Source organism: Noviherbaspirillum sp. FW303-A3, assembly GCF_058788695.1.
The window spans coordinates 24382-38792 of record NZ_JBYTAZ010000005.1 but is presented as its reverse complement, the minus strand read 5'-3'; the positions used below and the strand labels follow the sequence as shown (position 1 = coordinate 38792).

Annotated in this window: 11 protein-coding genes and 1 pseudogene; 8 read left to right on the top strand and 4 right to left on the bottom strand. The window is 60.7% G+C overall.

Going from position 1 to position 14411, the window contains the following annotated elements:
* Positions 1-345 precede the first annotated feature (345 nt).
* The gene (locus AC3WOY_RS29550) at positions 346-1179 is read right to left on the bottom strand and encodes a hypothetical protein (protein WP_492420146.1); all 834 of its coding nucleotides are present in this window, start codon (positions 1177-1179) and stop codon (positions 346-348) included.
* Positions 1180-1327: 148 nt separating this feature from the next.
* Here AC3WOY_RS29550 and AC3WOY_RS29545 point away from each other — a divergent pair, with 148 nt between their 5' ends.
* Positions 1328-1924 carry an HAD family hydrolase gene (locus tag AC3WOY_RS29545; RefSeq protein WP_492420144.1) on the top strand — a complete coding sequence of 199 codons (597 nt, stop codon included), beginning with the start codon at positions 1328-1330 and terminating at the stop codon, positions 1922-1924.
* On the opposite strand, the gene AC3WOY_RS29540 is transcribed toward AC3WOY_RS29545, so the two are convergent.
* Positions 1899-2966: a DNA-binding protein gene (locus tag AC3WOY_RS29540; protein WP_492420142.1), complete on the bottom strand. Its 1068-nt coding sequence runs from the start codon at positions 2964-2966 to the stop codon at positions 1899-1901. The two genes, AC3WOY_RS29545 and AC3WOY_RS29540, sit on opposite strands and share 26 nt — an antisense overlap.
* 185 nt (positions 2967-3151) lie before the next feature.
* Between AC3WOY_RS29540 and AC3WOY_RS29535 the strand changes: the two genes are divergently transcribed.
* The gene (locus AC3WOY_RS29535) at positions 3152-4156 is read left to right on the top strand and encodes a site-specific integrase (protein ID WP_492420140.1); all 1005 of its coding nucleotides are present in this window, start codon (positions 3152-3154) and stop codon (positions 4154-4156) included.
* A gap of 35 nt (positions 4157-4191) precedes the next feature.
* Here the strand turns inward: AC3WOY_RS29535 and AC3WOY_RS29530 are convergent.
* Positions 4192-4515, bottom strand: a pseudogene (locus tag AC3WOY_RS29530) (cation transporter); the annotation flags it as partial.
* Between the two features lie 305 nt (positions 4516-4820).
* On the opposite strand from AC3WOY_RS29530, the gene AC3WOY_RS29525 reads away from it, so the two are divergent.
* Together AC3WOY_RS29525 and AC3WOY_RS29520 are read left to right on the top strand one after the other, a co-directional pair.
* On the top strand, positions 4821-5771 hold the full coding sequence (locus AC3WOY_RS29525; protein WP_492420139.1) for a DNA-binding protein: 951 nt from the start codon (positions 4821-4823) through the stop codon (positions 5769-5771).
* A 2-nt stretch (positions 5772-5773) separates the two neighbouring features.
* A complete protein-coding gene (locus AC3WOY_RS29520; protein WP_492420137.1) occupies positions 5774-7261 on the top strand; it encodes a tyrosine-type recombinase/integrase in 1488 nt (495 codons plus the stop codon).
* Between the two features lie 220 nt (positions 7262-7481).
* Here the strand turns inward: AC3WOY_RS29520 and fur are convergent, their stop codons facing one another.
* Positions 7482-7895: a ferric iron uptake transcriptional regulator gene (fur, locus tag AC3WOY_RS29515; RefSeq protein ID WP_492429111.1), complete on the bottom strand. Its 414-nt coding sequence runs from the start codon at positions 7893-7895 to the stop codon at positions 7482-7484.
* Between the two features lie 674 nt (positions 7896-8569).
* Between fur and AC3WOY_RS29510 the strand changes: the two genes are divergently transcribed.
* Genes AC3WOY_RS29510 through AC3WOY_RS29495 form a run of 4 tightly spaced genes read left to right on the top strand, consistent with a single transcriptional unit; the run spans position 8570 to position 14405 of the window.
* The gene (locus tag AC3WOY_RS29510; protein ID WP_492420135.1) at positions 8570-10735 is read left to right on the top strand and encodes a TonB-dependent receptor; all 2166 of its coding nucleotides are present in this window, start codon (positions 8570-8572) and stop codon (positions 10733-10735) included.
* A 40-nt stretch (positions 10736-10775) separates the two neighbouring features.
* Complete coding sequence (locus tag AC3WOY_RS29505) at positions 10776-12194, top strand: Y4yA family PLP-dependent enzyme (protein ID WP_492420133.1); 1419 nt, start codon at positions 10776-10778, stop codon at positions 12192-12194.
* 1 nt (position 12195) lies between these two features.
* Complete coding sequence (locus tag AC3WOY_RS29500; RefSeq protein WP_492420131.1) at positions 12196-13242, top strand: PLP-dependent cysteine synthase family protein; 1047 nt, start codon at positions 12196-12198, stop codon at positions 13240-13242.
* A 20-nt stretch (positions 13243-13262) separates the two neighbouring features.
* On the top strand, positions 13263-14405 hold the full coding sequence (locus tag AC3WOY_RS29495; RefSeq protein WP_492420129.1) for an NAD/NADP octopine/nopaline dehydrogenase family protein: 1143 nt from the start codon (positions 13263-13265) through the stop codon (positions 14403-14405).
* The last annotated feature ends 6 nt before the right edge of the window (positions 14406-14411 follow it).

The following is a 14411-nucleotide window of genomic DNA, read 5'->3' as shown; positions in this document are numbered from 1 at the left end:
GGGACGGCCGGCATTCGTGTTTTTTTCGCCAAAGTTAAGTTAAGTCAATGATCTAAAAGGGAAAACCAGACTTTCAATTCTTCTCTGCATGTGGCGATGCAGACGGTTACGCCGGTGCCAAGCCAAGACAGTATTCACGTATCAGCTCCCGAGCATTTTCCAATGCGGCCTCATAAATTTCGCCGGACGCCTGACGCAAATTTCCGACGACTTTGCGGTGGATTTCGCTACTGATCTCGAATTCGATTGCGCCGAAGCGAGGGGCGGCCGATATTACGGTTTTTTTCGCAAAAACCTACCTAACCCACTGATCTGAAGAAGAAATACGAAATCTAGAACGTCCGTTTAGTTGCGAAGACGATGCGCCTGTATCAGGTCCATGGCGTCCTTTCGTACCGTCTCGTAGACGTCATTGGAGGACTGTCGAATTTTCTCGATAACCCGGCGATGCTCAGCGCTGCTAACTTTGAATTCGATCACCCCGAAACGGCTCGCTATGGCTTCGACCGAGGACTTTCCCCAAACATCCTCGGCCATACCGTCTGGATGCAGGACAACACTGTGGAAAAAGCCACTTTCACTGCGCCAAGTATTTTCAAAGAGCGGTGAAAATCGTACCGCCAAGAGAGCTGCCGGCTGCAGTCCGGTCAGTTCACGCATCGCTTCAGCAAACGCCGCGCAATGGCCGTAGGAGTACTGAGCTGCGTTATGCGCTGGAATACAGGGCTGCGTCCTCGCGGGGATCGCAGCAAGAAAGCGAGGATTAGCTCGAATCTCCTCGATTGCGCGCGAAATCTCTGCTTCATTGGGTTGGCATCGTAGAGGCAGCGAAGAGAGCTTTTTTTCGTCGTAGAACCGAGTGTAAACACCCCCATTCCCTAATCCGCGCGTGCGGATCAATTTGAACAGTATCTTCTCGCTGAACTCGCGAATAGACCTGGTCCCGCGAACATCGAAAATCTGATCGTGGTTATCCGCCACATACACCCTTAACGGCCTGAGTTGGTCGAGCGGAATGTCCTCCCTGTGTTCGGTCGAGGTCGACCACCAGTCCACGTGCAGCAGCCACCCGGTCAACCGCGCCAGTCCAACGGCGAAGTTGACACAATCGTCGGCCTCCCATTCCTCGATCAGCTGCGGCGCAAAGGCCGTGCGCTGCTTGATCTTCGCTTGCCCCATTTCTAAATCCTCACAAAAGCAGTCGCAAATTGACCTCAGTCCTGCCATCTGCTATTACCGGCCGGCGCTGAATAACTCGCGGTGCACGCAAAAACAGCATCATGCGCGACTTGATGGATAGACGCATCGACGTTAGCATGATTCCGTTATGAAACCAATCATTGCTCTCGATGCCGACGGCGTCTTGCTCGACTACCATCAGGCGTATGCCAAAGCCTGGGCCAAGGCCTTCGGCGCACTGCCGGCGGTGCGCGATCCACTCGCCTATTGGCCGATCGACCGATGGAACGTGCGGCGGCTTGCCGGCGCCGAACTGGCGCAGTTCCGCGCATGCTTCGATCATCAGTATTGGTCGACTATTCCGGCGATGCCCGGCGCACAGGACGCGTGTTGCGCCTTGGCGGCAGCCGGCTACGAGCTGGTGTGCGTGAGCGCGATTCAGGCGCAGTTTGAAGCGGCGCGGCTGGACAACTTGCGGCAATGTGGCTTTCCGATCGAGCGCGTGATTGCCACGGCTAATGCCGGAGTCGACGTCAGTCCCAAGGCGGCCGCGCTGCGGGAGCTGCGCCCGGTCGTCTTTGTCGACGATTTTCTACCGTACCTGCGCGGTATTCCGGTGGACATCCACGCGGCGCTGGTCTTGCGCGAGCCAAACGGATCTCCGAACGCGGGCGACGATCTGGCATGGGCGCATTCCCGGCATGCCGATCTGGCGAGCTTTACGACATGGTGGCTGAACCGCTAAGCGTTGCGGTTTTCGGTTCCGCGGACTGCGCGCGATGCTCAAGCATGGCACGCTCCTGCAGCCAGGCGAGCTTTTCTTCGTTCAACTGATCGGCCCGTGTTTCGGCCCGCCGGGCTTGATCGGCCAGCATGACTGCTTCCCGCTCCTTGGCGGCCAGCGCACTGCGGACGTCCGACAACTGCTGTTGTGCGGCTGCGAGCTGCACCGCCAGGCTGTCTTTTGCCGCAGTTGCATCTTCCAGCCGGTCGGCCAGGCGCTCCCGCATTGAGCGTTCGGCCGCCAACGCTTCCTGCGATTCCCGCAAGGCCTGCTTCTGATTGGACAGATCAGCGGCGAGATGCGCAAACTTCGCCTCCTGCTGACCAAGCGTCGTCTGTTGGGAAGCGTTGTGCCGGTTGGCGTCCGCTACCTCCTGGTGGAGGCGCGCGACGCGCTGCTCGTACGCTTGCCGCTCCTCGGCGCGCTGGGTGGCGGTGGCTTCCTGGTAATGCTCGAACTGGGCGCGCGTCTGCGTGAGCTGGTGATCGAGCGTCGCCACTTCGGCGCCGCGATCGGCCAGGCGCTGCTGCAAGCCGGCGCTTTCTGCCTGCACGGTGGCCAGCGCGACGGTCTGCGCATGGTGCGCGGTGCTCAATTGCGACAGCGTTTCCCTTGCGCGCGCCAATTCCTCGGTCAAAGCGGCATTGGCGGCCAGCGCTGCCTGGTGTCCGGTGCGCAGTTGCTTTTCCCGTTCAGCAGCCTCGCCCATCGCGATGCCATGTGCCTGCCGCGCCTGTTCGATCTGTTGACTGGCCTCGGCCTGCATGTGCTGGTGCAAGCCCTTTACGGCTTGCAGGAGGGGCGCCGGCAAGCCGGATTCGGCTTCGGCGATGGCATCCTGCTGTTCGGCTTTCCAGCGTTTTAGGAAAGGGGCGATGGTGCTCTTGCTGCCGGTGCTACCCAGCGCCTCGCGCACGCTGTCGACGGTGGGATTTTTGCCGTCTTGAAGCAGCGTTGCCGCCGCTTGGGCGACATGGGAATAGAGAATGCCGGCGCGTGCCATCAAGACCTCGAAATAAAGTTATGTATTACGTGTCACGTAATATTATCTTATATAACGATAAAGACAGTCTGAAAGTTTGAATTTAAAAGGCGCGATAAGAAGGATTATCGCAGGTTATGATGGCCGCTGCATGCTATGCTTAGTAACTCGCTGGTACAAATCTCGAATTTGAGCGACAAAATTGCATGACTGAAAATCCGCCTCTTCCCCCAAATTCATCTATCGAGGTAGCTCAGGAAATCGTTGTTCGTAACGCAGGTACAGTTATAGATGGCGATTTGACTGCACAGCACCGCGCGTTTCTAGCCGCCGCCACGGCCGAGAACACTCGCCGCGCCTACCGATCGGCGATTCGTCATTTCCATGCCTGGGGCGGTGTGCTGCCCTGCGATGAGCCGGCTTTGATCCGGTATCTACTGGCCTATGCGGCGTCGTTGAATCCCCGCACGCTGGCACTGCGGCTGACCGCGCTGTCGCAGTGGCACCTTCACCAAGGCTTTGCCGATCCGGCGTCGACGCCGACCGTGCGCAAAACACTGGCCGGCATAGAGCGCGTGCACGGAAAGCCGAAAAAGAAGGCCAAGGCGCTGCCGCTGGAAGATCTGGATCGTATCGCTGTGCATCTGGCTAGCCTCGACACCTTGAAAGCCAAGCGCGACAATGCCCTGCTGCAGGTCGGCTATTTCGGTGGATTTCGCCGCAGCGAAATAGTGGCTCTGGAAATCCCTCATATAGTGTGGGAGCCGGAAGGCATCGTCATCACGTTGCCGCGCTCGAAAACCGATCAGCAGGGTCGAGGCATCGTCAAGGCGATTCCCTACGGCAGCGGCCCTTGTTGCCCAGCCAGCGCGCTGCGCGCTTGGTTGGCAGCCGCCGGCATTACGTCCGGACCGCTATTCCGTCCGATCACTAAATGGGGCGAGCTCGGCCCCGAAGCATTGCACGAAGCGAGCGTCAACACCATACTGGCGACGTGCGCAACGCTGCTTCAACTAGACTATGCCCCGCAGCTCTCCAGTCATAGCCTGCGTCGTGGCATGGCCACCAGTGCGCACCGTGCCGGTGCAGACTTCCGTGATATCAAGCGGCAAGGCGGCTGGCGCCACGATGGCACTGTCCAGGGTTATATTGAGGAGGCGGGCCAGTTTGAAGAAAATGCAGCGCGCATTCTATTGCGACGCAAGCCATGAACCTATTGCGAATCCAGGGTGCGTTAGTTAGGGCGTTACGTTGATGGTCGACGGCGATTCACTTCAACCGAGATATGAACCAGTTCTTCGTGAATGCGCAGCTGCTGCCTGAAGTAGTCGGGTTCGACCTCATCCATGGTCGCTAGAGCAAGAATGCAGGCGTATTTGCCCTTGCCAACACGCCACACATGCAAATCACAGATATCGGCCTTGATTGGGCTGGCCTCAATTACCTCTCTGATTTCAGCCACGACAGGAGCATTCATCTCGGCATCGAGCAGCACACGTCCGGAGTCCCGCAGTAACCCATAGGCCCAAACCGCAACCAGTCCTGCGCCGACAATACCCATGAGGGGGTCCCTTTGATTTCCGTGCATTTTACGACGGTAGCCGCCCCTAGCATTCATGCGGGTTCCAGCCGATCGTCTCTCGCAAATCCTTTTTAAATCAGGCACTTGCTGTCTGGGTCTTTTACCTCGCCAATTCTCGCCCTGCGCACATCACGTTTCGGCACTTCTGGCCGTCGCCCCTCCGGTTTCTGCCAGTTTTACCACGATAATAATTGTTATCGTCGATCGATACATTTATATCTAACGTTTATGGCTTACGTAACGTTATAAATGAATGTAAGATTAGCGCCGACTCCCCGCATCCGGAGCCCATCATGCCGCGCGCCGCCATCGCCACACCCGACCAAATCCGCTCCACGATCCTCGCCATGCTCGCCGAGGCGCACGACGCCGCGCCCGCAACGGGCGAGCGCTTCCGCCGCATCGTGTCAGTGCGCAAGCTCAAGGACCGCCTCGGCGGCGGTGACCCGGCCACGCTCGGCCGCGCGATCAACGCGGTCGAATCCGAAATCGTGACAGCCGGTTTGACCGACATCGCGCTGCCCGACATCCCGGCCGAGATCGCCGAGCAGATGCGTCAGCTCTGGCACGCCGCGGTAGCGGTCCAGCTTGACGACGTCGTCAAGCTCAAGGCCGAGGCCAGGCAGACCGTCGAAGCGGCGCAGGCGACCTTGACCGAATCGAGCTTGCGGGTCGACATGCTTCGCGAAGAACTGGACGCTGTGCGCGGCCTCCTGGCGGCGCGCGATGCCGACCTGGCGCAGGCGCGCACCGATTCGGCCGCCGCCAACATGCAGCTGGCATCGCTCCAGGAAAGCCAGGAGGCACTTCAGGCGGAATTACGGGCGGCGCGCCTGCACGCCGCCGCCCTGGCACAATCCCATACGGAAAGCCTGGCGTCCGCCCAGCAGCGTTACGACGGATTGTCCAAGCAATTGCTTCAAGAAACCGCGCAGCAGCGGCAAGCACTGCAGCAGGAACAAAGCCGCATCGCCTCACAGATGAAATTCGCCGAACGGCGCATCGCGACGCTGGAAGAAGCGGTCGCGCATGCCGAGGCTGACGCGGCGGCCGAGCGCGACAAGCGACAGGTGGCTGTCGGCGAAGCGAATGCGCTGAAAGCGATCAACGCCAGCCAGCGGGCGCAGCTCGATGAGCTGATGCGTGCCGCGATCGCCAAGACGCCGGTGCCGAAACAGCGCGCCGCCGCGCCGGCCGAGAAGCCCAGCGGCAAGCGTGCGGCGCCGCGACGCAAGGGAGGCTGACCATGCAGTGCTGGCTCGACCACGGCGTCACGCCGCCGGCACCATTGCCGGAGACCGTCGACGCCGCGCTCGCCTACCTGACCCATGTGCTCGGCCATGCCTGTTACGAACGGTGGACGCTGCCCCGGATCAAGCAAGTCTTCCCGTCGTTCGGCGAGGCGAAAGCCGCCAAGCCGGTCGTGTTCGAGCTGCTGCTCGACTATCCCGACGCCGTCGAGTGGTGGGAAGGCGGCCGGCTCCGCACAGCGGCTGCCGTCGACGCGCCGGAACCGGAGAATGTCCTGGAGCGATTGCTGCACGCGCACCGCCGGCGCTTCCGGCGCATGGACGGCTCGATGTCGGTACTGCAGAACGTCGATAGCGGGAACGCGTGCCTGGCCGCGATCGAGCCCCACCATACAGGTGCGCTGGTTGCATGGCTATTCCGGAGCGGCCGGTTCGTGAACCGTGACGCCGCGACGAACACGCTGGCGGTCTTCGACGACGCCCAGGCCGTCGCGCTGTTCCTGCGCGAGCTCGCGAACCGGTCGCGTCACACGCTGCGCGCGTACGCGGCCGATCTGCGCCGACTGATCGGATGGTGCCGCGACCGGCATCTCGGGCCACTGTCCGACCTCACGCGCAACGATCTACTTGCCTACCGCGATCACCTCCGCACGGCGCACGCCATTGTCACGCCAACCGGGCGGCAGCGCGCGACGGCGCCTGGCGAACGCACCTTGGCGCGGGCGCTGGCCGTGGTCGCGAGCCTGTACCAATACTGGTTCGAGACCGGCTACCTGATTGCGAACCCGGCCGCGGGTCTCGTGACCGGAACGCAGGCGCGGACCGGATTTTCACCGCAGCGTTTTCTGGCGCCGGCGGCGCTCGCCGCGTGCGATGCCTGGATGGCCGCGATGTCGTCCGGCGCAGATAACATTGCCTCATTGCGCCGGCGCGCCATCTGGGCGCTGTACCGTTATGGCGGCGTGCGCCTGGCGGAGCTGGCATGGTCGATCGACACCAATCTGCCGCGCGTCGAGGTCGAAGACGGCGGACAATGGACGTTGTATGTGCATGGCAAGGGCGACAAGCCTCGCGCCATTCCCTTGCCGGCCGTGGCAGTCGGGCCGCTGGCCGCCTATCGTCTGGCGCGCGGGCTGCCGGCGGATCCGGCCGCGCACGAGGTGCTGCCGCTGATCCACGGTTTCAAGGGCGGCTCGCTCCAGGAAGGCGGGCTGTACGCCGAGGTGAAGGCAATCTTCGCGGCGGTCGCCGCCGGCCTGCAGGCGGACCACCCGGCGCGAGCGGTGCTGCTGCGCGCCGCGTCGCCGCACTGGCTGCGCCACGCCTATGCCAAAGCGTTGGTGGTCGACCACCAGGTGCCTCTGCCGGTCGCGCAAGCCTTGCTCGGACACGCGTCGGTACAGACGACGGCCGCTTACGCGAAGACGGACCTGTCCCTGCTTCGGGCATTCGTGGAGGGGAGTTTTGCCGATGGAAGCAAATAGTGCCGCTCGCCTGTGATTTCAGGATTTCTCCAGCAAGCCACTGGATATTGGTTCGGACGGCAGCATCAGCTTCATTGACGGGAAAGGATGCTCGATTTCCTTATGATACTTAAGTATCGCGCTTTCATCGCACCTCAGGAACACGTCGCATTTGTTTTCGATGGCCAGCACGACGTGATGGGCATCGCTACGGTCCAGGTCAATATGCGGGATTTTCGGCTTATTTCGTGCAAGTCGAGCAAATGCCGTATAGGGAAAGCGAATGTTCCTGAAGCACAAAGCCGAGATCTTTCGCAATCTCTTCCTGACGGCGCTCGATCTCGTTATCGACGAATTCTTCCACTTTACCGCACGATGTGCAGATCAGGTGGTCGTGATGGTGCCCCTCATTCAGTTCGAATACCGCTGCGCCGGACTCGAAATGGCGACGACTGAGAATGCCCGCTTCGGCGAACTGCATCAATACGCGATAAATGGTGGCAAGTCCAACATCGATTTTTTCGTCCAGCAAGAAACGATAAATCTCTTCTGCAGACAGATGTTTGATTTGGCGTTCATGAAATAACTGCAAGATACGCAATCTTGGCAATGTCGCTTTCAGACCGGAGTCGCGTAGTTCTTTGGGTATGTCCATTTGCGCGCTCATCAAAACCGCTTTTGTTCCAAAGGGCTTCTTCTCATTTTTTCTTGTTACCAGCATCAGTTTATTGCGCCAGGACGGATAGTCCATTGTCAACGCCATCAGAGTGCATGTCGAATGGGGTGAAATGCAGTTCAACTCAACGACAAGTTTGGTTTTCAGAAATTCTTGCATCACCAATCACCAGTTACAGGCGCACATGGATAACTTCCCGCAAGTCTCGCAGCTATCGAAGCTTGAAGTTTAGATGAGAACAATTATTATTTGCAAATGATTCTCATTTGACTTATGATGGCGTCAATGGATGTCATGTCGAACAGGTAACAACCTGCTGTTTCAGTCATATATCCAGTAGTCCGTTCAGCCAGCCAGCTTTCCTGTCTTCGGAAAGCAGCCAGTCAATGATGCTTGCAAGGGTATGCACTACGCGTCCCGTGATCGGCTGGCAACACGCTCTTCCCGTTTGCCTCCGTCTGTTCCGTTGCTTCGTCCGGACTGATGGGTGCCGTCATGGTCGGCGTTTTCTTGCATTCGTCATGTTTACTGTGTCCTGACCGGGAGCCGTAATCGTCACGCCTATTCGTACTTCAAGAAAGCCAATCATGTTAGCGATGCCTCAGCCCGACTCCATAACTCGCCCTTCCATCTCTTCGCCTGATACCGGTGCCATGCTTCTCAAACCGCTGGCGTTTGCCATGCGCATGGCTTTCGCCGGCATGCTGGTGACCGGATTTGCTGCTCAAGCACAGACCAAGCAAGGGGAGCAACAGGCGGCGGTTGAAGACGCGCGAACACTCTCCGAGATCAAGGTGAGCGCCGAGCGGTCCGGCGGTCTTCCGCAGGCCTACGCCGGCGGCCAAGCTGCGCGCGGCGCACGGCTGGGGCTGCTCGGTAACGCGGACGCCATGAAGGCGCCGTTCAGCATCAGCAGCTATACCTCACAGATGATCCAGGACCAGCAGGCCGCCACTGTGGCGGATGTTGTGGCCAAGGATGCGTCAGTGCGCGCGACCGGCCAGACAGGCGGCATCCTTGACGCCTTCTTCATTCGCGGATTTCCGATTGGCGAAGGCAACCTGGGCGAAATCGCGTTTGACGGGCAATACGGCGTGGCGCCCAATTTCCGCGTGCTGTCCGATTATGTCGAGCGCGTCGAGGTGATCAAGGGGCCCGCGGCACTGCTGTACGGCATGTCCCCGAACAGCGGCATCGGCGGCGTCATCAACATTGTTCCCAAGCGCGCGTTGAATACCGACCTCACGCGGTTCACGGCCGATTATGCATCGAGCTCCCAGGGTGGCGGCCATCTCGATGTGAGCCGGCGCTTCGGCGCGGATCGCCAGTTCGGCGTGCGATTCAACGGCAGTCATCACCAGGGCGACACGCCGGTGGACAACCAGTCCCGGAAAGCGACCGTCGGCGCCGTGGCGCTCGACTACCAGGGCGAACGGCTGCGGGCATCGCTCGATGTGATCGATCAGCGGGAGCGCTTCGATGCTCCCTCGCGCCCGTTTACCATTGCGGCGGGAGTCGCCGTGCCCGACGCGCCGGACGGCCGCCGCAATGTCTCCCAGGCATGGGAATGGGCGAAGATCGATGACCAGTCGGTCTTGCTGCGCGCCGAATATGACGTGAACGACAAGCTGACGCTGTTCGCCAACGCCGGCGGCAGTCAGACCGACGTTAACCGTCTTTTCGGAGGCCCGCAGATTCTGAATGCGGCCGGCGATGTACGCACGACCCCCGCTCACTTCATCTTCGACATCGAACGGTCGACCGCCGACGCCGGCCTGCGTACCCGCTTCGATACCGGGGCGGTACGCCATACCGTCACGCTGCAGGCAAGCACTTATCGCGATCAGCTGGATCGGGGTTCCAGAAACGGCACAGCGGTAACCTCCAACATCTATACGCCGGCGGCATATCCCAGCCAGGCTGTCGCGGCGCCGGCTCTGGTATCGAAAATCTCGGAAACGAAGCTTTCCGGTGTTGCGCTCGCCGATACCTTGTCCATGCTGAACGATCGCGTGCTGCTTTCCCTCGGAGCGCGTCACCAGCAGGTCGAGTCGGACAATTTCAATCCGACCACCGGCGCGGTCACTTCTTCCTACGACAAGAGCGCCGTCACCCCCCTGGTCGGCCTGGTCTTCAAACCCTGGCAGAACGTCTCGCTCTACACCAACTACATCGAAGGGCTGAGCAAGGGCGATACCGCCCCGTCGACGGCGGCCAATGCGGGCGAGGTCTTCGCGCCGTACAAGGCCAAGCAGCACGAGATCGGCGTCAAGTTCGATCATGGCCGCGTGATGACCACGGTGAGCCTCTTCCAGATCGCCAAGCCCAGCGGACAGATGACCGGCAACGTCTTCGGCGTCGATGGCGAGCAGCGCAACCGCGGCCTGGAGATCAACGTGCTGGGTGAGGCAGCCCGCGGCGTCAGGCTGCTTGGCGGCGTGACGCTGATCGATGCGGAACTGACGAAGACCAACAGCGCCGCCACGCTCGGCAAGACACCGATCGGCGTGCCGTCGGTGCAAGCCAACGTTGGCGCCGAATGGGACACGCCTTGGGTAACCGGACTCACCTTGACCGGCGGCATTGCATACACCGGGAAGCAATACGTCAACCAGGCGAACACGGCACGCCTTCCCGCGTGGACCAAGGTTGATCTTGGCGCGCGTTATGCCACCAAGGTCGCCGGCAAATCCACGACCTTCCGGGCCAATCTCCTCAATGCATTTGACCGCGACTACTGGTCGGGCGTGGCATCGTGGGGCGGCTTCGTGCAGGGGGCGCCGCGTACCGTGCTGTTGTCCGCCTCGGTGGATTTCTGATCCCACCTGCAATCGCAATACTGGAAAAGGGAGGCGGCCTATGCGAAGCGACAAGCCATTGACCGAAACAGGCATGGGACGGATACAGATCCGGGAGCCGATGTCGCTCAAGCCCATACTCGACCGGTCGATCGCCGACCTTGTCCATTCCTCGCCGGAGACGCTGCTGGCCTTGGCCGACCGATATGGATCGCCGCTCAACATTGTCTGGCCGCATATCCTGAAGCAAAACGTGGAAGCGTTTCGTTCCGTATTGCGCGCGCATCAGGTGCGATTCGAGATCTTCTACGGCGCGAAGGTCAACAAGTCGCAGGCGCTGGTCAGCGCCGCCGTGGAATCCGGCATCGGCGTGGACGTGTCCAGCATCCATGAAATGAGGGATTCGCTGCGTGCCGGAGCGAATCCGGCAAGACTCTGCGCAACCGGCCCGGCGAAGACGGCGGCGTTCCATGCCGAACTGATCGCCAACGGCGCACTGATTTCGATCGATTCCGCCGAAGAGCTTGCGGAACTGGAAGAATCCGTCCGCAGGCTCGCACCGGATCGCCGGGCGCGGATTCTTCTCCGGTATCGTCCCGACGCCTCCCGCGCGAGCCGGTTCGGGATGGGGGGAGAGGATCTCATGCGATGCCTGCATCGCCTCGTTGAGGCGAGGAAGCAGTTTGCATTCGAGGGATTCCATTTCCATCTCGGCGGCTATGCGCATGAAACGCGGGCACAGGCGCTGCGCGAACTTGTCCGTTATATCGATGCGGCGCGCGGCTTGGGCCTCGGCCCGCGGATGATCGACATCGGCGGCGGACTGCCGATCCGGTATGTGGACAGCGACGAGTACGAGGCGTTCCTGCAATACCCGTGCAAGGAGCATTACCGCAACGGCAAGGTACCCGAATCCTTCTATCCCTATGGCGGACGCATCGGCGCCTGCGAATGGCTGGACCGCCTGCTGAAGTCGCCGTGCGCGGATGGCCAGTCGGTCGCCGAATATCTGAACGCGATGGATCTCACTCTGGCGCTCGAACCGGGGCGCAGCCTCGCCGACCAGGCCGCCATTTCCGTATTCAAGGTTACCCGCGTGAAGCCGCTGGCAGCGGGAAACCATGTGATTTTCGTCGAAGGAAGCAGCTTCAGCGCGTGCGAAACCTGGTTCGCCTCCGAATTCCTGGTCGACCCGATACTCGTGGCGACAGAGAAATCCGGCGACAACGGTGCAGCGCCAGGTCAGGCCTATATCGCGGGGCACAGCTGCCTCGACGACGACGTCATCACCAATCGGCTGATCGGCTTCGACAGGATGCCGGAGGCCGGCGACCTGCTCGTGTATGCCAACACGGCCGGTTACCAGATGGACTTGCTGGAGAACGAATTTCACCGTCATCCGATGCCGCGGAGGATTGCCGCCGCTTACGACGCAGCTGGAAAGATGACTATTTCACCTGACGATAGTACGGAGAATTGAGATGATTCTGAACAAAGTGACTGATTTGATCGGCAATACCCCTATCCTGAGCATTCCGATTCCTGCAAAGAACTCCAGGTTGCTGCTCAAGATCGAGAAAAACAATCCGGGTGGCAGCATCAAGGACAGGATGGCTCGCAACATGGTCATTGCGGCGCTCAAATCCGGGCGCCTCAAACCGGGTGGCGTGATTGTCGAGTCGTCTTCCGGCAATACCGGGATCGGCCTTGCCATCACGGCCATCGAATTCGGCCTGCGCTTCATCGCGGTGGTCGACCACCATGCGGCCCAGGACAAGATCGCCGTGATGCGCGCACTCGGCGCGGAGATCCGTTACGTCGCAGGAGACTATCGGGAGGACGAAGTTGCCGTCGTCGAACGCCAGCGCATGGCCGCCGAACTGGCCAGCCAGATTCCGGGCGCCGTGTTCATGAACCAGTCGGACAATATCGCCAATGCCGGCGGATATTTCGATTTTGTACGGGAAGTCATCGAGCAGATCGGCGGCCCCGTGGATGCCTATGTCGGTTGCGTCGGAACGGGCGGATCGATGACAGGGATCGCACGCGGACTGAAGCTGCATAATCCCCACACCAAGACAATCGCTGTCGAGCCGGACGGCTCGATCGTGTTCGGCCAGCCGGGCCGCCCCTATTATCAATCGGGAACCGGCACGCCCAAGGGCGATACCGTCGGACTGGTGCTCGACTACAGTTGCATCGACATGGGGGTGCAGGTCACCGATTCGCAGGCCTTCGAGACAGCCCGGTATGTCGCCAAACACACCGGGCTGCTCGTGGGCGGTTCGACGGGTGGCGTCATCTACAAGGCGCTGGAATTCATTCACAGCGGACTGATTGGCGGCAATGTTGTGGCCGCGGTGGCGGATGGCGGAGAAAAATATCTCCACACCGTGTTCAATGAGGACTGGCTGAAAGAGCGCAACCTGCTGGATCCGGGTATCTGGGAGAGTCTCGACGCCTGGCTATCCCAGGAAAGCGTGAGCGAACCAGCGCCGCGCGCGGTCCCACGTCTGAGCGTGGCATGACTCCGGAAAGGGATTGCAGGATGAAGCCGTTGAACGTGGTCGTTTGCGGCGGGGGCAGAACCGGGCACCTGAATGCCGTGCTGTTCAAGCAGCTTCCCGGCGTGCGCGTATCCCTGCTCACGAGCCGTCAGGACGTGATTGACCGGCATTGCCGTGACGAAGGCCTTGTCACGGCAATCCTGCCAGACGGGAAAACGCTCGACGCCCGCCTGGATGCCGTCGCGCGTGAACCGGAAGGCATCATGGCGGACGCGGATGTTGTCGTCATCACGGTGCCGGCGCAGGCGCGGCCGGACCTGCTGCAGTCGATCGCATCCAGCCTGCCGTCGCACAAGCCCGTCTATGTGGGAGCGATTCCCGGCTTCTGCGGCTTCGACTGGCTGGCGGAGAAGGCCCTGGCCGAGCGGCCCAATGCCGTCATCTGGGGCATGAAGGACGTGCCCCATACTGCCTACGACCTGACGCCTGGCGTGTCGGTCAAGATGGGCGGGGCAAAGAGCACGCTTTACATCGGGACGCATGTGCGCGAGACCGAAGCGGCGCGCCAAACCCTCCTGGCACATTTGCAGCGGCTGTACGAATCTCCCGTCGAGCTGCTGAACCACTACTTGGAAATCACCCTCACGCCCGGCAACCCGATCATGCACCCCTCGGTGGTATACGGGCTGGTCGGGCCATACGGCCAGTGGCACAACAAGACGTTTTCGTCGCCCATCTGCTGGTGGACCGATTGCCCCGAATTGGGCGCGTACTTCCTGGAACGCAGCGACGAAGAGAGCCAGCTTCTTTGCAAGGCCATCGAGCAGCGCCTGGGCGTGGACCTGTCTTCGGTGAAGCCGTTGAAGCAGGAAATCATCGAGGCCTACGAAGACCAGATACGCGATCACGGCACGATGCTGTCGGTATTGCGAACCAACCGGGCCTATGACGAGATCCAGGCGCCGCTGGTGCCTGCGGACGGCAATGCCGGCTACGTCATCGACAAGGAAAGCCGCGCATTCCATGAGGACGTGGCCTACGGTCTCGCGCTGCTCGTCAAGATGGCGAAGCGGCTGAATCTGAATGTCCCGCATATCGAAGAAATATTCAACTGGAATGTCGCCTACATGGGTGGTCTGCGCGGGTCCGCGCTCGACTACTTTCCCGAAACCTGGCCAGCCTGACACCTC

Coding starts and splice junctions, on each gene's coding strand:
- AC3WOY_RS29525 (WP_492420139.1), top strand. CDS start 4,821: ATGCCGCGCGCCGCCATCGCCACACCCGACCAAATCCGCTCCACGATC.
- AC3WOY_RS29535 (WP_492420140.1), top strand. CDS start 3,152: ATGACTGAAAATCCGCCTCTTCCCCCAAATTCATCTATCGAGGTAGCT.
- AC3WOY_RS29550 (WP_492420146.1), bottom strand. CDS start 1,179: ATGGGGCAAGCGAAGATCAAGCAGCGCACGGCCTTTGCGCCGCAGCTG.
- AC3WOY_RS29540 (WP_492420142.1), bottom strand. CDS start 2,966: ATGGCACGCGCCGGCATTCTCTATTCCCATGTCGCCCAAGCGGCGGCA.
- AC3WOY_RS29510 (WP_492420135.1), top strand. CDS start 8,570: ATGCTTCTCAAACCGCTGGCGTTTGCCATGCGCATGGCTTTCGCCGGC.
- AC3WOY_RS29495 (WP_492420129.1), top strand. CDS start 13,263: ATGAAGCCGTTGAACGTGGTCGTTTGCGGCGGGGGCAGAACCGGGCAC.
- AC3WOY_RS29500 (WP_492420131.1), top strand. CDS start 12,196: ATGATTCTGAACAAAGTGACTGATTTGATCGGCAATACCCCTATCCTG.
- fur (WP_492429111.1), bottom strand. CDS start 7,895: ATGGACATACCCAAAGAACTACGCGACTCCGGTCTGAAAGCGACATTG.
- AC3WOY_RS29520 (WP_492420137.1), top strand. CDS start 5,774: ATGCAGTGCTGGCTCGACCACGGCGTCACGCCGCCGGCACCATTGCCG.
- AC3WOY_RS29545 (WP_492420144.1), top strand. CDS start 1,328: ATGAAACCAATCATTGCTCTCGATGCCGACGGCGTCTTGCTCGACTAC.
- AC3WOY_RS29505 (WP_492420133.1), top strand. CDS start 10,776: ATGCGAAGCGACAAGCCATTGACCGAAACAGGCATGGGACGGATACAG.